A 16,557-nucleotide genomic window follows, 5' to 3' on the forward strand; every position below is an offset into this window, starting at 1 on the left:
GATCGTTCCCCGAAAAGCCCGCCCTCACCGAACTCCCCCGCCCCGGCGGCAGGGTGATGCCGTGGAGGAGGTAGCCTCGTTGACTCGCCGGCGACAACGCCTGATGGCCTGTTACCTGCTCTGGATGGTGCTGTTCACCGGCATCTACTTCGCCGACCCCGGTCTGCGGATCATCTGGTGGACGGGCACGGGCCTGGGCGGCGTCGCCGCCATCGTGGCCGGCGTGCGGCTCAACCGCCCCCGGCACCCGCTGTTCTGGTACCTGCTGGCGCTGGCCAACCTCAGCTTCACCACCGGCGAGGCGGTGCAGGCCCTCCAACTCGACATCCTGCACCTGAAGAACCCGTTCCCGTCCGTCGCCGACGGCTTCTACCTGGCCGAGTTCGTGCTGTACGCGATCGGCCTGCTCGGCTTCATCCGCTGGCGCACGGCCCGTCAGGACCGCGCCGGACTGCTCGACGCCCTGATCATCACGCTCGGCCTGGCCCTGCTCGTCTGGATCTACCTGATCCTCCCGTACGCCCGGAACCCGGACCTCACCTGGTTCCAGAAGGCCGTCTCGATCGCCTACCCGCTCGGCGACGTGGTCGTGCTCGCCCTGCTGCTGCGGCTGTTGACCCCGCGCGGCGGCAACTCCCGCTCGCTGCAACTGCTCACCGCCGGCGCCCTCGGCCTGCTCACCTCGGACGTCCTGTACGGACTGATCCAGCTGCACGGCACCTGGCACATCGGCACCGGCGTCGAGCTCGGCTGGGCCGCCTTCTACACCGCCTGGGGCGCGGCCGCGCTGCACCCCTCGATGGTCGAGCTGACCAGGCCCGTCCCCACCCAGCAGCCCGACCTCTCGGCCACCCGGCTCGCCCTGCTGACCCTGGCCTCGCTGATCGCGCCCGCCATCCTGATCATCGAGTCGCTGGCCGCGAACACCAGCAACGCGGGCGTGATCGGCGCCTTCTCCGCCCTGCTCTACCTGCTGGTGCTGGCCCGGCTGGCCGTCGTGGTGGTCGCCCGGCGCCAGGCGGTGGCCCGCGAACGGACGCTGCGCGAGGCCGGCGCCCGACTGACCGCGGCCGTCACGGTGGCGGAGGTCGCGGACGCCGTCCAGTCCGCCGCCTCCACCCTGATGCCCGCCGAGCGCGGGCACGTCGCGCTGCTCGCGGTCACCGAGTCGGGGGTGCTGCACGTCCGGCGGGCCGGCAACGGCACGGACGCCGCTCAGGACGGACGGGCGGAGGTCCACCAGGAGGCCGAGGTGCTCGCTCCCCGGGAGGCCGAGGTGCTCGCCCGCCTCGCCGCCCACCGCGAGACCCGCCTGCTGCCGGTCGGCTCCGTCGACCTGCCCGCCCACCTCGGCGGCATGCCCGCCGCCCTGGTCTGCCCCCTCGTGCTGGCCGAACGCCCCTCCGGCGACCCGCTGATCGGCGCGCTCGTGGTCACCGGCACCGAGCAGGAGCTGACCAGCCTCTGGGGCTCGCTGGAGATCCTGGCCGCGCAGGCCGCCCTGGCCGTCGAACGCGTGGTGCTGAGCCGGGAGATCGCCCGGCGCAACAGCGAGCTGTACTTCCGCACCCTGGTGCAGAACGCCAGCGACGTCATCCTGATCCTCGACGCCGGCGACGGCATCCGCTACGCCTCCTCCTCCGCCGAGCGCGTGCTCGGCCACCCCAGCCTGGACGGCACCCTGCTGACCGACCTCGTCCCGCCCGAGGACAGCCGGGAGGTCGGCAAGGCGCTGGCCCGGATGCGCGGCCCCGCCGACCCGCACCGGGGCGACCAACCGCGCGAGCACTGGCGGCTGCTGCGCCAGGACCGCACCCCGATCGAGGCCGAGGTCCGCTACACCGACCTGCGCGACGACCCGACGGTCGGCGGCCTGGTGCTCACCCTGCGCGACGTCACCGAGCAGCGCCAGATGGAGCGCGAGCTGACCCACCGGGCCTTCCACGACTCGCTGACCGGCCTCGCCAACCGGGTGCTGTTCCAGGACCGGGTCGGCCACGCGCTCTCGCGCGGCGAGCGCAGCGGGGCCGTCACCGGGGTGCTGTTCATCGACCTGGACGACTTCAAGGTGGTCAACGACACCCAGGGCCACGCGGTGGGCGACGAACTGCTGGTCGCCGTCTCGCTGCGGATCTCCACCGCGCTGCGCAGCTCGGACACCGCCGCCCGGCTCGGCGGCGACGAGTTCGCCGTCCTGGTCGAGGACGCGCTGTGCCCGAGCGACGTGGACACCATCGCGGGCGTGGTGCTCTCGGTGTTCGCCGAACCGTTCAAGCTCAGCGCGGGCGCCGTCCGGGTGAGCGCCAGCATCGGCGTGGCGACCACCGAGGACAGCGTGGACGCCGCCGAACTGCTCACCCACGCCGACCTCGCGCTCTACTCGGCGAAGGCGGCCGGCCGCCGCCAGTGGTGCCACTACCGGCCGGCCCTGCAGGCCGGGCTGGTGGAGCGGCACGAGCTGAACGAGAACCTGGACTCCGCCATCGCGGAAGCGGCCTTCCACCTGTACTACCAGCCGATCGTCGACCTGCGAACCGGCGACCTGGTGGCCTTCGAGGCCCTGGTCCGCTGGCCGCACGACCGGCGCGGCATGGTGCTGCCCGACGAGTTCATCGCCCTCGCCGAGGAGAGCGGCCAGATCGTCCCGCTCGGCGCGTGGGTCCTGGAACGCGCCGCCGAGGAGGCCGCGGTCTGGCACGCCGCCCGCGCCGCCGCCGGCCTCCCCCCACTGCGGGTCAACGTCAACGTCTCCGCCCGCCAGTTCCGCGACGCCGGCTTCGTGGACGTGGTCCGCCACGCCCTGGACTCCTCCGGCATCGACCCGCGCACCCTCGTCCTGGAACTCACCGAATCCGTCCTGATGCGCCGCGACGACCGGCTGCGCGCCGACATGGACACCCTCGGCGACCTCGGCATCGGCCTCGCCATCGACGACTTCGGAACCGGCTACTCCTCGCTGTCCTACCTGCGGGAGTTCCCGATCTCCCTGCTGAAGATCGACAAGTCCTTCATCGACGGACTCGGCCTCTCCCCCCAGCAGCACGCCCTGGTCGAGGGCATCACCCGGATCGCCGACACCCTCGGCGTCCAGGTCATCGCCGAGGGCATCGAGCACCCGGACCAGCGCGACCTGCTCGCCGCCATGGGCTGCCCGCTCGGGCAGGGGTACCTCTTCGCACACCCGATGGACGGGCCCCGGGCGCGGGCGCTGGTCCGGCGGGCGACGTACGAACCGGCCTGATCCCCGCCCGGCAACCCGGTCCGTGCCGACGGGAGTTCGGACCCGTCAGCACATGGGCGCGAGAGGCTCGACGCCGGGGCGGTCAACTGGGCGGCGCGCGAGGCTACTTGACCCGATGCGGATGCCCGAGATGGGGGGGAGGTCGGGAGCGGGTCGATGTGCGCCGACGCGCCGGAGCTTCACCCGGACGAGTGATTGCGACACTCCGCACACTGACGGACACTCGGAGTAATCGGAGGGCTTCTTGAGGCTCTCCCGGCGTAAGGAGTTGCCGCCATGACCGCAACCGAATCCTCCGCCTCCGAGATCCCGCAGATCGCGGACCACTCCCAGCCCACCATCCACCGCGAGAACCTCGCGGACGTCGGCGGCAACGTCGGTGCCGTGTGGCGGGCCTGGTGGACCTGGACCCCGGCGCACGGGATCTTCAACCTCCAGCTCCCGTGGAACGTCATCGGGATCAACTCGACCGTCGTGATCACCGCCTCCGAGATCGACTCCAGCGGGAACCGGTTCGTCGGCGCCGCCGCCTTCCAGGTCTCGAGCATCGCCCCCGGCAACGGCGTGGTGACCTTCAAGATCAACATCGACTGGGGCAGCTCGCTGCCGATGCGCACCGACGTCCTGGTCTTCAACTGACCTGACGCACACGGCCGGAGACCCCACCGGCAAGCGGAGCCCGGGCCCGCGGAACCCCACCGCGCGCCCGGGCTTCGTCGTGACCCGTCATCAGCCCGGGGATGTAGACCCGTGGACCAATGCGGGCGCCCGGGAGATCAATCGGTGGGCCGATGCTGCCGGCCCGCGCCGCGTGACAGCGTTCCCCGCATGGACACCACGCCGTTCACCCGCCCCAACGGACTGACCCGCCGTCGCATGCTGGGCACCGCACTGGCCCTGGGTGCCGCCGCCCCACTCGGCCTGGCCTCCACCGCACGGGCGGCGGACGCCCCCTCCCCCGCCCCGTCCCCCACGCCCGGGCGGATCACCCTGCCCGAGCCCACCGGCCCGCACCGGGTCGGCACGGTCGCCCTGCACCTGCGCGACACCTCCCGGCCGGACCCGTTCGCCGGCCCCGGCCGCTACCGCGAGCTGATGGCGAGCGTCTGGTACCCCGCCCAGCACGCCGGCGACTTCCCGCTCGCGCCCTGGATGACCGACGGCGCCCTGAAGGCCTTCCTGGACGACCAGAACTACCCGCTCCCCGTCACCGCCGGCCCGCTCACCGCCGGGCACGTGGGCGCGCCCGTCCACCGCTTCGGCCAGCGCCTGCCCGTCGTCGTCTACTCCCACGGCGCCCACGCCAACCGGGCCGCCAACACGATCACCGTCCAGGAGCTCGCCAGCCACGGCTACGTCGTGGTCACCGTCGACCACACCTGGGACGCCTTCACCGAGTTCCCCGACGGCCGCGTCCTCACCCCGTGGATCGACGGCGCGCCCAATCTGAGCCCGCGGGACTACGCCGCCGACGCCCGCTTCGTGCTGGACTGCGTCGAGGAACTCGCCGCCGGACGCAACCCCGACGTCGACGGAAAGGCCCTGCCCGACGGCCTGCTCGGCGCCCCCGACCCGCTCGACGTCGGCATGTTCGGCTGGTCCAAGGGCGGCTCGGCGACCGCCGCCGTCATCATGGCCGACCGCCGCGTCCGGGCCGGCCTCAGCATCGACGGGCCGATGGGAGGCATCACCATCACCGACGTCGACCGCCCCTTCCTGATGCTGACCGCCGAGTTCGACCGCGACCAGAACCCGAACGCGGTGACCTTCTGGAACCACCTGCGCGGCTGGCGGCTCAACATCCAGGCCGACGGCGTCCGCCACCTCTCGTACGAGGACGCCGCGGTGCTGATACCCCAGGTGGGCAAGCTCCTCGGCATCCCCGAGCAGCAGGTCCAGCAGATGGTCGGCACGCTCCCCGCCGACAGCTCCACCCGCATCCAGCAGGCCTACCCGCTCGCCTTCTTCGACCTCCACCTCCGCCACCGCCGTGGCTCCCTGCTCGACGGACCGTCGCCGCGCTTCCCGGAGGTCAAGTTCCTTCCGTGACACCGGGCACGGGGGACGGGACCGGGCGGCCGCGACGGGGGTGCGGCCGCCCGCTCGCGGTGGGTGTCCCGGGACGGGCGGGGACGTCCCCGGGACCCGCGAAGGCTAGCGGGACGGTGGCGCGGGGCCCGAGATTGGGGTGCTGATCCGTTCCATCCCGCACCGTTCCGGAGGACCCCATGCGTTCCATCGCCCGAAAGACGATCACGGCCGGCGCCACCCTGGTGCTGGCGATGTCGGGGGCGGTGCTCGCGGCCGGCCCGGCCTCCGCCGCCACCAACTGCTACGCGAGCGGCTGCAACGGCCTGGACCCGGCCGCCACCACCTGTGCGGACGACGCCGTCACCGTCTCCACCAGCGGCTCGCTGGAGCTGCGCTACAGCCCGTCCTGTCGGGCCGCGTGGGGGCGCGACCGGTACTCGGTCCCCGGCGAGTTGCTGACCGTCACCAACAGCGCCGGCCAGTCCTACGGCGTCTCCTCGCCCTCGGGCGGCCCCCTCTGGACCCGGATGGTCAACGACGCGGACCTCACCTCGCAGGCCAAGGACACGACCGCCAACGGGTGGGAGCGGACCGGCTCGTACTGACCGGGCACACCCCGGCCCCCGTCGAGCGCTTTGCTCGACGGGGGCCGCGCCGTGTTCGCGGCGGCGTCAGACCGACATGCCCTGGGTGGCGACGGCGGTGGGCGGGGTGGTGCTGCCCGCGGTGGTGCCGAGGATGTGCTCGACCTTGGCGACGGCGGTGCGGTACTGCATCGAGGCGGTCTGGGAGTCCGACGCCTGGCGCTGGAAGAAGCCGTAGGCCATGGCGACGGTGCCGAAGCGTTCGACGCCGAGGTAGGCGTTGAGCTGGACACCGGCGACGGTGCCGTCGAGGCGGACGGCCGGGGCGTCCGGGCGGTCGCCGAGGGTGACGGGGGTGACGGTGAAGGTCACCGAGTCCTCGGTGCCGGCGTTGAAGGTGATGGTGTGACAGGTCTTGAAGGCGTCGGTGGCGGTGTTGAAGTCGGTGGTCAGCTTGGCCGGGTCCTCGGCGGTGAGGGACTCGATCACCATCGGGTTGCCGTCCTGGCCGTCGAGTTCGGTCTCGGCGTGCGGGGTCCCGGGGCCGGGCGCGGTGGCGTGCATGTTGATCAGGGCGCTGAGCGCGTCGCAGCCGCTGACCGGGGTCGGGTTCGCGCTGGGGCTGGGGCTGGGGCTCTCGGTGCTGGGGACCTCGGTGTAGCCGGGGCCGACGTCGTCCACGGTGAGCAACGCCGGCTTCAGCTGGTCGGCGGAGGGCAGCGTCGGAGTGGGTGCGTCACCGACGGCGCCGGCCGCCCCGGCGGCAGCGGCCGGGCCCAGGGCGGCCGCAACGACCAGGACGGCGGCGGTGAGGGCGTGGAGAGGCCTCGGGAGAGACATGCTGGCCCCCCGGTCGAGAGTCAGGACAGGGACAGGGCACCAGTCTCCCACCGGGGGTCGGGCCGGGCGCGCGGGCGGGCATCGGCGCAGGTCAGCGGGTCGGCAGGTCAGCGGTTCAGCGACCGGGATCGGGAGTCGGGAGGAACAGCGGACCGGGCCCGCGGCGCGGTGCCGCGGGCCCCGGTGCGCCGGGTAGCCCCCCGGCCACCCGACGTCAGATGGTCGCGGCCAGCTCGGTGCCCTGCTTGATGGCCCGCTTGGCGTCCAGCTCGGCCGCCACGTCCGCGCCGCCGATCACGTGCACGGACAGGCCGCGCTCGCGCAGCGCCTCGTCCAGGTCGCGGCGCGGCTCCTGGCCGGTGCAGAGCACCACGGTGTCCACGGGGAGGAGTTGGCGCTCGCCGTCGACGGTGAAGTGCAGCCCGGCGTCGTCGATCAGGTCGTAGGTGGCGCCGGCGACCATGGTGACGCCGCGGTGCTTGAGTTCGGTGCGGTGGATCCAGCCGGTGGTCTTGCCGAGTCCGGCGCCGACCTTGCCGGTCTTGCGCTGCAGCAGGTGGACGCTGCGCGGGGGCGTCGGCCGCTCGGGCGCGCGCAGGCCGCCGCGCTCGCGGTACTCCGGGTCGATGCCCCACTTCGCCTGGAACACCGGCGGGTTGAGGCTCGCCTGGTCGCCCTGGTCGGTGAGGTACTCGGCCACGTCGAAGCCGATCCCGCCCGCGCCGAGGATGGCGACCCGCTCGCCGACCGGTGCGCCGTCGCGCAGCACGTCCAGGTAGCCGAGCACGCTGGGGTGGTCGATTCCCGGGATGTCGGCGGGAGTTCGGGGAGTGACGCCGGTCGCGAGGACGATCTCGTCGTGCCCGGCCCCGGCCAGCTGCTCGGCGGTGACGGTCGCACCGAGTCGCTGCGTGACGCCCAACTCGGCCAGCCGGGTGCGGAAGTAGCGCAGCGTCTCGTCGAACTCCTCCTTGCCGGGGATGCGCCGGGCGATGTTCAGCTGCCCGCCGATGCTCTCGGCGGCGTCGTACAGGGTGACGGCGTGGCCGCGTTCGGCGGCGGAGACGGCGAAGGCGAGGCCGGCCGGTCCGGCGCCGACGACACCGAGGTCCTTGCGCGACCTGGTGGGGGCCAGGACGAGTTCGGTCTCGTGGCAGGCGCGCGGGTTGACCAGGCAGGAGGTGATCTGGAGGTTGAAGGTGTGGTCCAGGCAGGCCTGGTTGCAGCCGATGCAGGTGTTGATGGCCTCGGCGCGGTCCTCGCGCGCCTTGGCGACGAAGTCGGCGTCGGCGAGCAGCGGGCGGGCCATCGAGACCAGGTCGGCGCAGCCGTCGGCGAGCAAGTGCTCGGCGGTTTCCGGGGTGTTGATGCGGTTGGTGGTGACCAGCGGGATGCCGACCTTGCCCATCACCCGCTTGGTGACCCAGGCGAAGGCGCCGCGCGGCACGGAGGTGGCGATGGTGGGGATGCGGGCCTCGTGCCAGCCGATGCCGGTGTTGATGATGCTGGCCCCGGCGGCCTCGACGGCCTGGGCGAGCTGGACGACCTCGTCCAGGGTGGAGCCGCCGGGGACCAGGTCGAGCATGGAGAGCCGGTAGACGATGATGAAGTCCTCGCCGACCCGCTCGCGGACCCGGCGGACGATCTCCACCGGGAAGCGCATCCGCCGCTCGTAGGGGCCGCCCCACTCGTCCTCGCGGTGGTTCGTCGCGGCGACGACGAACTCGTTGATCAGGTAGCCCTCGGAGCCCATGATCTCGACGCCGTCGTAGCCGGCCCGGCGGGCGAGTTCGGCGCAGCGGGCGAAGTCCTCGACGGTCTGCTCGACCTGCTCGGCGGTGAGCTCGTTGGGCACGAAGGGGCTGATCGGGGCCTGCAGGGCGCTGGGGGCGACCAGGTCCTTGTGGTAGGCGTAGCGGCCGAAGTGCAGGATCTGCAGGGCGATCTTCCCGCCGGCGGCGTGCACGGCGTCGGTGATCACCCGGTGCTCGTCGGCCTCCTCCTCGGTGGTCAGCATCGCGCCGCCCTCCCAGGGCCGCCCGGCCTCGTTGGGGGCGATGCCGCCGGTGACGATGAGGCCGACGCCGCCGCGGGCGCGCTCGGCGTAGAAGGCGGCCATCCGCTGGTAGCCGCCGGGGGCCTCCTCCAGGCCGACGTGCATCGAGCCCATGATCACCCGGTTGGGCAGGGCGGTGAAGCCGAGGTCGAGCGGGCTGAGCAGGTGCGGGTAGCGGCTGCTGCCGGGGGTCGCACTCATCGACGTCTCCTGAGGGGGCGGCCGGGGGGAGGTGCCTCCCGGATGGTTACCGCAGAGTAGGGGACGGCCGTCGCGCTATGCAACTAGTTGCATAGCCTTCGCTCGGCGCGGACGCCCGTACCGCCCGCGCCCCGGCCCGGCGGCGTATCGTCGTGTCCCGACATCACCGACGGCACTGTCGGCGGGCTCGGGAGAGGGGGCGACCGTGCGGGGTGGCTCGGTGGCCGTGGTCGGGGGCAGCATCGCCGGGAGCGCGTTCGCCGGGGCGGCGGCCCGGCTCGGCGCGGAACGGGTCGTGGTGCTGGAACGCAGCCCGGGCCGACTGGAGGACCGCGGGCTGGGGATCTGCACCCACAACGACCGCTTCGCCGAACTCGTCGACGCCGGCCATCTCGCCCCGGACACCCGGCGCCACCGGCTCACCGTGCGCAGCTGGGTCACCCGGGAGCCGGCCGGCCACGGCGACGGCCCGCACGGGCGCGGGCGGCTGCTCTGGGCCCAGCCGTTCCCGTTCCACTCCCACCACTGGGCGGTGCTCTGGCAGGCCCTGCGCGAGAGCGCGCCCGCGGCGGTGGAGTACCGGCTGGGCAGCACGGTCACCGCCGTCGGCAACGCCAGTGACGATGGCGATGGTGGCGGCGGCGCCTGGACCGAGCAGGCCGACGGCACCCGCACCCCGTACGACCTGGTGATCGGGGCGGACGGCTACCGGTCGGTGGTCCGCGCGGCCGTCTGCCCGCAGGCCCTGCCGGAGTACGCCGGGTACGTGTGCTGGCGCGGCAGTTTCGACTCCGCGCTGCTGGCCGAACTGCCCGGTGGGGCCGGGGTCTGGCCGGAGGAGGAGTGCATCACGGTCTGCTACCGCGGCGGCCAGGTGGTGATCTACCGCATCCCCGGGCTCACCCCCGGCACCACCCAGGTGAACTGGGTGTTCTACGCCCCCACCCCGGACTGGCTGCGCCTGGACGGCCCCACCGCCGTCGCCGCGGGCGCCCTCAGCGACGAACAGCTGGAGGGGCTACGGCAGTTCGCCGAGCGGCGGCTGCCGCCGTACTGGGCCGGCGTGGTCGCGCTGACCCCGCGCGAACGGACCCTGCTGCAGCCGGTCTACGACCTGGCGACCCCGCACCGCACGGCCGGCCGGCTGCTCATCGGCGGGGACGCGGCGACCATCGTCCGCCCGCACAACACCAGCGGCGCGGTGAAGGCCCTGCAGGACGCGCACGCCTTCGAGCAGGCCGGGCGGCGGCTCGGCGGTGGTTCGTGGGCGCCGTTGCTGGCCGCCTACGACCGCGAACGGACCGCGGCCGGGCTGGAGTTGGTGAACCTGGGCCGGACCCTGGGCCGGGCGCAGGTCACCGGGGCGCCCGACTGGTCGGCCATGGACGAGCCGGCGATGACCGCCTGGTGGCGGGAACAGCTCAGCGGCAGCGGCGGTTTCGGCGGCCACGCGCTCGGGCGGACCGGCTAGGACAGGCCCTGGGGGCAGTCTCTGAGCCGGCCCGCCCGTCGAGCTGCGTGGATCAGACGTTCACGCCGTAGTCGGTGGCGATGCCGCGCAGGCCGGAGGCGTAACCCTGGCCTATCGCCCGGAACTTCCACTCGGCGCCGCTGCGGTACAGCTCGCCGAAGACCATCGCGGTCTCGGTCGAGGCGTCCTCGGTCAGGTCGTAGCGGGCGATCTCCTGCCCGTTGGCCTGGTTGACGATCCGGATGAAGGCGTTGCGGACCTGGCCGAAGTTCTGCAGCCGGGCGTCGGCGTCGTAGATCGACACCGGGAAGACCACCTTGGCGACGTCGGCCGGCACCCGGGCCAGGTCGACCTTGATCTGCTCGTCGTCGCCGTCGCCGCCACCGGTCAGGTTGTCGCCGCTGTGCTCGACCGAACCCTCGGGGCTGCGCAGGTTGTTGAAGAAGACGAAGTGCTGGTCCGAGACCACCTTGCCGAGCGCGTTGCACAGCAGCGCACTGGCGTCCAGGTCGTAGTCGGCCCCGGTGGTGGTGCGCACGTCCCAGCCGAGGCCCACGATCACGGCGCTCAGACCGGGCGCCTCCTTGCTCAGCGAGACGTTGCCGCCCTTGGCCAGCGAAACTCCCACAATGCCCTCCTCGGATCTCTCCCTGCGGACGAATCTACAGCACTGTAGAGATCACGAGAATCCGCCTGCAGGCGGGCCCGGCCCGGGGATTTCTCAGGGGCGCGGGAGGGAACCGCCAGTTCACCTGCCGGGGCGCCCGGGCCACGGGGCAGACCTAGACTGGCGGTGAATCGCCTCAAGCCCGGTGGCCGCCTCGATCCGAGGCCTTCGCGGGAGGTTCCCATGCGCCAGCGGTACAGCTTCCACCTCGACCGGAGCGGGCACTCCGTCACCGTCAACGTCCGCTCCGGATGGATCACCGAGACCGAGCTGCTGGTGGACGGCAAGGAGTGCGCCTTCCACCGCGTCCACGGCCACGGCAGCTACCCGCTGACCCTGTCCGGGCAACTCGCCGAGGAGCCACCGCGGCCGCTGTCCGTACGGCTGGACCGCACGGGCCGGGCGGAGCACCCGCTGGCCTGCGTGCTGGAACTCGCGGGCGCCGAGCACCCGATGCCGGAACGCACCGCCCGCTGAACCGCCATGCCCGAGACGCCGGCGGGCGAACGGGCCCGCAGCACCCGGGTCGAGCCGGACCTCGCCCCGTTCCCCCGGGCCGGCTGAGCCCCGACCGCGCCCTGCGGCGCGAGGGCCCGCGACGGGCCGCTACCCCGCCGCGAGCTCCGCGATGATCTCCTCGACCGCCCCCCGGGCCCGCTCGGCGTCCTCGGCCACCAGGCCGATCCTGGTACGGCGGTCGAGGACGTCGGCGACGTCCAGCGCGCCCTCGTGGGTGACCGCGTACGCGACCTCGGCGCGGGTGACCTCCAGGCGCTCCGCCACCGGCGTCAACTCCCCCGCTGCCAGCACCTCGTGGGCCGCGCCGCCGTGCCGGGCGCGCAGCGCCGCGGGCACCGCGCCGGCCGGGGTCGGGCGGCTGTCGCGGTGGCCGGGGGCGCCGACCAGCGGCAGGCGGGCCGTCCAGCAGGTGCGGGCGGGCAGGCCGCGCAGCCGGACGGCGGCGTCCACCGCGTCCTCGGCCATCCGCCGGTAGGTGGTGAGCTTGCCGCCGACCACGGTGATCATCCCGGACGGGGACTCCAGCACCGCGTGCTCGCGGGAGATGTCGGCGGTGCTGCCGCCCCCGGTGTCGATCAGCGGGCGCAGTCCGGCGTAGGCGCCGCGCACGTCCGCCCTGGTGAGCGCGGTGGCGAGGGCGCCGTTGACGGTGTCCAGGAGGAAGCTCAGCTCGGCCTCGGTGGGCTGCGGCTGGTCCGGGATCGGGCCCGGCGCGTCCTCGTCGGTCAGCCCGATCGCCACCCGGCCGAGCTGCTGCGGCAGCGCGAAGACGAAGCGGCTGGTGGAGCCGGGGACGGGCACGGTGAGCGCGGCGACCGGGTGCCCCAGGGCCGCGGCGTCCACCAGCAGATGGGTGCCGCGGCTGGGCCGCAGCTTGATCGAGGTGTCCACCTCGCCCGCCCACACGCCGGTGGCGTTGACGACCGCGCCCGCGGTGACGGTCAGGGTCTGGCCGCTCAGCGCGTCGACCAGCCGGGCGGAGGTCCCGGTCACCTCCTGCGCCCGCACCCGGGTCAGCACGCTCGCCCCGTACTGCGCGGCGGTGCGCGCCAGCGCGACCACCAGACGTGCGTCGTCCACGAGTTGGCCGTCGTGCGCGACCAGCGCTCCGCGCAGGCCCGCCGTCCGGACTCCCGGGACCAGCTGCCGAGTGCGGGCCGCGTCGATCCGGCGCATCCGGGGCAGCAGTGCCCCCGGCGTCCCGGCGCCCAGCCGCAGCGCGTCCCCGGCATGGAAGCCCGCGCGGATCAGCGAGGCCTGGCCCGGGCGCAGCAAGTCCGGGAGCAGCGGCACCAGTTGTGGCAGTGCGCGGACCAGGTGCGGGGCGGTACGGGTCATCAGCACGCCGCGTTCGACGGCGCTCTCCCGGGCCACCTTGACCCGCCCGGAGGCGAGGTAGCGCAGGCCGCCGTGCACCAGCTTGGAACTCCAACGGCTCGTTCCGAAGGCGAGGTCGCGGGCTTCGACCAGGACGGTCCGCAGGCCGCGCGCGGCGGCGTCCAGCGCCACCCCGGCGCCGGTGACCCCGCCGCCGATCACCAGCAGGTCGACGTGCGGGTCGTCGGCGAGCGCGTCGAGCTCCACCGTCCGGCGGACGCCGTTGAGTCGGGTGGTGCCCGCGAACGGGCCTGCGGTGGGACGGCCTGCGGTGGAGGTCATGGGGCGAGGTATCCGTTCAGCGCTCTGGCCAGTTCGCGCCGCCAGGCCGCCTCGGGCAGCAAGGAGGCGACCATGCGGTGCGACTGGACGGTGGACTGGGCGATCAGCAGGACCATGGCGGCCAGTTCGGTCGGCTCGCCGGCCCGGACCGAACCCTCGGCCTGCCCCTGCTCGATGCCGGTGCGCAGCGCCTCCAGCAGGCCGCGCTGGCTGGCGCCGAGCCGCTCGACCACGTACCGGAGCAACAGGTCGGAGTCGTCGGAGTGGAGCAGCGCGCCGAGCACCGGGTGGTCGCGCAGCCGTACGGCGACCTCGACCACCCGGTCCACGAAGGTCTCCCGGTCGTGGACGTCCAGCGAGGTGCCCTCCAGGGTGGCCAGGATCTCGCGGGTGAGCAGCGCGCCGATCACCGCCTGGACGTCCGGCCAGCGCCGGTAGACGGTCGGGCGGCTGACCCCGGCGCGGCGCGCGATCTCCGCCAGCTGGGTGCGGCGGACGCCGAGGTGGACGATCAGGTCGGCGGCGGCGTCCAGGATCGCGTCGTCGGTGCTGCGCGGCGCTCCGGCCGTGGCGTTACTACTTGACATGATGTGTGAAACTGTAACGCATGGCACCTGAGACGCAAGCAGGGGCAGCCGGCGCCGCGCTGCCGCTCCCCCCGATGAAGTGGGACGCCTGGGGCGACCCGGCCCTCGCCAAGGAGCTGTCCGCGGACATCAAGGGACTGCTCGCCGCCGCCCTCGGCGTCACCGGCGACGCCGCCCCCGGGCCGAGCGCCGCCGAGGTCGTGCTGCGTCCGTCCCGGATCACCGCCGACGCCCTGGAGGCGCTCGCCGCCGCCGTCGGCGAGACGCACGTCAGCGCCGCCGACGCCGACCGCCTGCCCCGGGCCGGCGGCAAGTCCACCCCCGACCTGCTGCGCCGCCGCAGCCGCGAGCCGCAGGACGCGCCCGACGCCGTGGTCGTGCCCGGCGACGAAGCCGAGATCGCCGCCGTGCTGGCCGTGTGCGCCGAACGCCGGATCGCCGTCGTCCCGTTCGGCGGCGGCACCAGCGTGGTCGGCGGCCTGGACCCCGAGCGCGGCGGCCTCGAAGCCGTCGTCTCGCTCGACCTGCGCCGCCTCGACCGCCTCCACGCCCTCGACGAGACCTCCGGCGAGGCCGTCCTCGGCGCCGGCCTCACCGGGCCCGCAGCAGAAGCACTGCTCGCCGAACGCGGCTGGGAACTCGGCCACTACCCGCAGAGCTTCCGCTTCGCCACCATCGGCGGCTTCGCGGCCACCCGCTCCTCCGGCCAGGACTCCGCCGGCCACGGGCGCTTCGACGAGATGGTCCGCGGCCTGCGCGTGGTCACCCCCGCCGGGACGCTCGAACTCGGCCGCGGCCCCGCCTCCGCCGCCGGCCCCGATCTGCGCCAGCTCTTCCTCGGCTCCGAGGGCACCCTCGGCGTGATCACCGCCGTCCGCCTGCGCGTCCACCCGCTGCCCGCCGTCAAGGCCCACGAGGCCTGGAGCTTCCCCGACTTCGCCACCGGGACGGCGGCGCTGCGCGCCGTCGAACAGCAGGGCACCGGCCCGACCGTCATCCGGCTCTCCGACGAGGCCGAGACCATGGTCAACCTCGCCATGACCGAGCAGATCGGCGGCTCCCCGGCGGTCAGCGGCTGTCTGGCCGTCACCGTCTTCGAGGGCGACGCCGAACAGGTCGCCGCCCGGCACGACCTCACCCGCGAGGTCCTGCTCGCCGCCGGCGGCAGCTCGCTCGGCGAGGCGCCCGCCCGCGCCTGGGAGCACGGCCGGTTCAGCGCCCCCTACCTGCGCGACTCGCTGCTCAACGCGGGCGCGCTGTGCGAAACCCTGGAGACGGCGGCCAGTTGGAGCGACCTGGCCCAGCTCCGTACGGCCGTCACCGAGGCCCTGACCGGCGCCCTGCCCGGCGCGCTCGTCCTGTGCCACGTCTCGCACGTCTACCCGACCGGCGCCTCGCTCTACTTCACCGTCGTCGCCGCCCTCGGCGAGGACCCGCTCACCCGGTGGGGCGCCGCCAAGCGGGCCGCCGGTGACGCCATCATCGGCGCGGGCGGCACCATCACCCACCACCACGCGGTCGGCGCCGACCACCGGCCCTGGATGACCGAGGAGATCGGCGACCTCGGCGTGCGCATCCTGCGCGCCGTCAAGGCCGAGCTCGACCCCGCGGGCATCCTCAACCCCGGCAAGCTGATCCCCTCATGAGCGAGCGCAGCATGGGGGCACCCCCGGCCGGAGGCTGGGGGAGAGTCGTCGAAAGGGGCGGGCGGGCGAATGCCCCTGGCGAGCGAAGCGAGGCGGGCGCATGAGGCCGAGAACCGTCCGCAGGGTCGCCGTTCTCACCAACCCGGCGGCGGGCATCGGGCACGCCGGACCCGCCGCCCACCGGGCCGTCGCCCGGCTGCGCGCCCTCGGCGTCGAGGTCGAACCGCGGGCCGGGCGCTCCGCCGACGACGCCGTCCGCCTCGCCCGCGAGGCGGCGGCCGGCGGGGCGGACGCGGTGGTCGTGGTCGGCGGCGACGGCATGATCAACCTCGCCCTCCAGGCCCTCGCCGACGGCACCGTCCCGCTCGGCGTCATACCGGCCGGCACCGGCAACGACCACGCCCGCGAGTACGGCCTGCCGCTCGACGACCCCGAGGCCGCCGCCGAGGTCATCGCCGCCGGGCGGGTGAGGAGCATCGACCTCGGCCGGATCACCGGTCCGGACGGCGCCGTCCGCTGGTACGGCTCGGTCCTCGCCACCGGCTTCGACTCCCTGGTCAGCGACCGCGCCAACCGGCTGCGCTGGCCCCGCGGCCGGATGCGCTACAACCTCGCCATCCTCGCCGAGTTCGCCAACCTGCGGCCCCTGCCGTTCCGGATCACCCTCGCCGACGGCACCGTCATCGAACGCGACCTCACCCTCGCCGCCGTCGGCAACACCCGCAGCTACGGCGGCGGCATGCTGATCTGCCCCGCCGCCCTCCCCGACGACGGCCTGCTCGACCTCACCCTGGTCGACGCCATGCCCCGCCTGCGGATCGCCCGCTTCTTCCCCACCCTGTTCAAGGGCACCCACATCCACCACCCCGAGGTCACCACGCTGCGCACCGCATCCCTGCGGATCGAGTCCCCGGGCATCACCGCCTACGCCGACGGCGAGTTCATCACCGCCCTCCCGATCGAGGTCACCGTCCGGCGGGAGGCGCTGCGACTGCTGGTGCCCTGATCCCTCAAGCGTTCCCCGGGCAGCGGCGGCCGCCCGGGGAACTCAGGCC

At 73.9% G+C, this 16,557-nt stretch carries 13 protein-coding genes; 8 read left to right on the forward strand and 5 right to left on the reverse strand.

Annotation, left to right across the window (positions count from 1 at the left end; all coding sequences use genetic code 11):
* Positions 1-79: 79 nt before the first annotated feature.
* The 4 genes from ACWCYO_RS12765 (at position 80) to ACWCYO_RS12780 (ending at position 5,877) form a co-directional block, all read left to right on the forward strand.
* Positions 80-3,241 carry a putative bifunctional diguanylate cyclase/phosphodiesterase gene (locus ACWCYO_RS12765; RefSeq protein ID WP_449784251.1) on the forward strand — a complete coding sequence of 1,054 codons (3,162 nt, stop codon included), beginning with the start codon at positions 80-82 and terminating at the stop codon, positions 3,239-3,241.
* A 276-nt stretch (positions 3,242-3,517) separates the two neighbouring features.
* A complete protein-coding gene (locus ACWCYO_RS12770) occupies positions 3,518-3,880 on the forward strand; it encodes a hypothetical protein (protein ID WP_270142520.1) in 363 nt (120 codons plus the stop codon).
* 189 nt (positions 3,881-4,069) lie between these two features.
* Complete coding sequence (locus tag ACWCYO_RS12775) at positions 4,070-5,290, forward strand: alpha/beta hydrolase family protein (protein ID WP_449784252.1); 1,221 nt, start codon at positions 4,070-4,072, stop codon at positions 5,288-5,290.
* Positions 5,291-5,469: 179 nt separating this feature from the next.
* A complete protein-coding gene (locus tag ACWCYO_RS12780; protein ID WP_270142522.1) occupies positions 5,470-5,877 on the forward strand; it encodes a DUF2690 domain-containing protein in 408 nt (135 codons plus the stop codon).
* Positions 5,878-5,943: 66 nt separating this feature from the next.
* Here ACWCYO_RS12780 and ACWCYO_RS12785 read toward each other — a convergent pair whose 3' ends face one another.
* Together ACWCYO_RS12785 and ACWCYO_RS12790 are read right to left on the reverse strand one after the other, a co-directional pair.
* On the reverse strand, positions 5,944-6,696 hold the full coding sequence (locus tag ACWCYO_RS12785; RefSeq protein WP_449784253.1) for a hypothetical protein: 753 nt from the start codon (positions 6,694-6,696) through the stop codon (positions 5,944-5,946).
* Between the two features lie 214 nt (positions 6,697-6,910).
* Positions 6,911-8,953, reverse strand: a complete 2,043-nt coding sequence (locus ACWCYO_RS12790) for an oxidoreductase (RefSeq protein ID WP_449784254.1) — start codon at positions 8,951-8,953, stop codon at positions 6,911-6,913.
* A gap of 220 nt (positions 8,954-9,173) precedes the next feature.
* On the opposite strand from ACWCYO_RS12790, the gene ACWCYO_RS12795 reads away from it, so the two are divergent.
* Entirely contained in the window at positions 9,174-10,424 is a 1,251-nt protein-coding gene (locus ACWCYO_RS12795) for an FAD binding domain-containing protein (protein ID WP_449784255.1), read from the forward strand.
* A gap of 52 nt (positions 10,425-10,476) precedes the next feature.
* Here the strand turns inward: ACWCYO_RS12795 and ACWCYO_RS12800 are convergent, their stop codons facing one another.
* Complete coding sequence (locus tag ACWCYO_RS12800; RefSeq protein ID WP_270142526.1) at positions 10,477-11,052, reverse strand: TerD family protein; 576 nt, start codon at positions 11,050-11,052, stop codon at positions 10,477-10,479.
* 222 nt (positions 11,053-11,274) lie between these two features.
* Between ACWCYO_RS12800 and ACWCYO_RS12805 the strand changes: the two genes are divergently transcribed.
* Positions 11,275-11,568 carry a hypothetical protein gene (locus tag ACWCYO_RS12805; RefSeq protein ID WP_270142527.1) on the forward strand — a complete coding sequence of 98 codons (294 nt, stop codon included), beginning with the start codon at positions 11,275-11,277 and terminating at the stop codon, positions 11,566-11,568.
* A 129-nt stretch (positions 11,569-11,697) separates the two neighbouring features.
* Here ACWCYO_RS12805 and ACWCYO_RS12810 read toward each other — a convergent pair whose 3' ends face one another.
* Together ACWCYO_RS12810 and ACWCYO_RS12815 are read right to left on the reverse strand one after the other, a co-directional pair.
* The gene (locus ACWCYO_RS12810) at positions 11,698-13,269 is read right to left on the reverse strand and encodes a glycerol-3-phosphate dehydrogenase/oxidase (protein WP_449784256.1); all 1,572 of its coding nucleotides are present in this window, start codon (positions 13,267-13,269) and stop codon (positions 11,698-11,700) included.
* On the reverse strand, positions 13,266-13,856 hold the full coding sequence (locus ACWCYO_RS12815; protein ID WP_270142529.1) for a TetR/AcrR family transcriptional regulator: 591 nt from the start codon (positions 13,854-13,856) through the stop codon (positions 13,266-13,268). The genes ACWCYO_RS12810 and ACWCYO_RS12815 overlap by 4 nt, the downstream gene beginning before the upstream one ends.
* A gap of 20 nt (positions 13,857-13,876) precedes the next feature.
* Between ACWCYO_RS12815 and ACWCYO_RS12820 the strand changes: the two genes are divergently transcribed.
* The gene (locus tag ACWCYO_RS12820) at positions 13,877-15,502 is read left to right on the forward strand and encodes an FAD-binding oxidoreductase (RefSeq protein ID WP_405000617.1); all 1,626 of its coding nucleotides are present in this window, start codon (positions 13,877-13,879) and stop codon (positions 15,500-15,502) included.
* A 100-nt stretch (positions 15,503-15,602) separates the two neighbouring features.
* Positions 15,603-16,508 (forward strand): diacylglycerol kinase, encoded by a 906-nt coding sequence (locus ACWCYO_RS12825; RefSeq protein ID WP_449784257.1) that lies wholly within the window; start codon positions 15,603-15,605, stop codon positions 16,506-16,508.
* Positions 16,509-16,557: the final 49 nt, after the last annotated feature.

It is taken from the genome of Kitasatospora sp. NPDC001683, assembly GCF_053596495.1.

What these genes read in the sequence shown, in the direction of transcription:
- ACWCYO_RS12770 (WP_270142520.1), top strand. Translation starts at nt 3,518, where the DNA reads ATGACCGCAACCGAATCCTCCGCCTCCGAGATCCCGCAGATCGCGGAC.
- ACWCYO_RS12775 (WP_449784252.1), top strand. Translation starts at nt 4,070, where the DNA reads ATGGACACCACGCCGTTCACCCGCCCCAACGGACTGACCCGCCGTCGC.
- ACWCYO_RS12780 (WP_270142522.1), top strand. Translation starts at nt 5,470, where the DNA reads ATGCGTTCCATCGCCCGAAAGACGATCACGGCCGGCGCCACCCTGGTG.
- ACWCYO_RS12785 (WP_449784253.1), bottom strand. Translation starts at nt 6,696, where the DNA reads ATGTCTCTCCCGAGGCCTCTCCACGCCCTCACCGCCGCCGTCCTGGTC.
- ACWCYO_RS12790 (WP_449784254.1), bottom strand. Translation starts at nt 8,953, where the DNA reads ATGAGTGCGACCCCCGGCAGCAGCCGCTACCCGCACCTGCTCAGCCCG.
- ACWCYO_RS12805 (WP_270142527.1), top strand. Translation starts at nt 11,275, where the DNA reads ATGCGCCAGCGGTACAGCTTCCACCTCGACCGGAGCGGGCACTCCGTC.
- ACWCYO_RS12810 (WP_449784256.1), bottom strand. Translation starts at nt 13,269, where the DNA reads ATGACCTCCACCGCAGGCCGTCCCACCGCAGGCCCGTTCGCGGGCACC.
- ACWCYO_RS12815 (WP_270142529.1), bottom strand. Translation starts at nt 13,856, where the DNA reads ATGTCAAGTAGTAACGCCACGGCCGGAGCGCCGCGCAGCACCGACGAC.
- ACWCYO_RS12820 (WP_405000617.1), top strand. Translation starts at nt 13,877, where the DNA reads ATGGCACCTGAGACGCAAGCAGGGGCAGCCGGCGCCGCGCTGCCGCTC.
- ACWCYO_RS12825 (WP_449784257.1), top strand. Translation starts at nt 15,603, where the DNA reads ATGAGGCCGAGAACCGTCCGCAGGGTCGCCGTTCTCACCAACCCGGCG.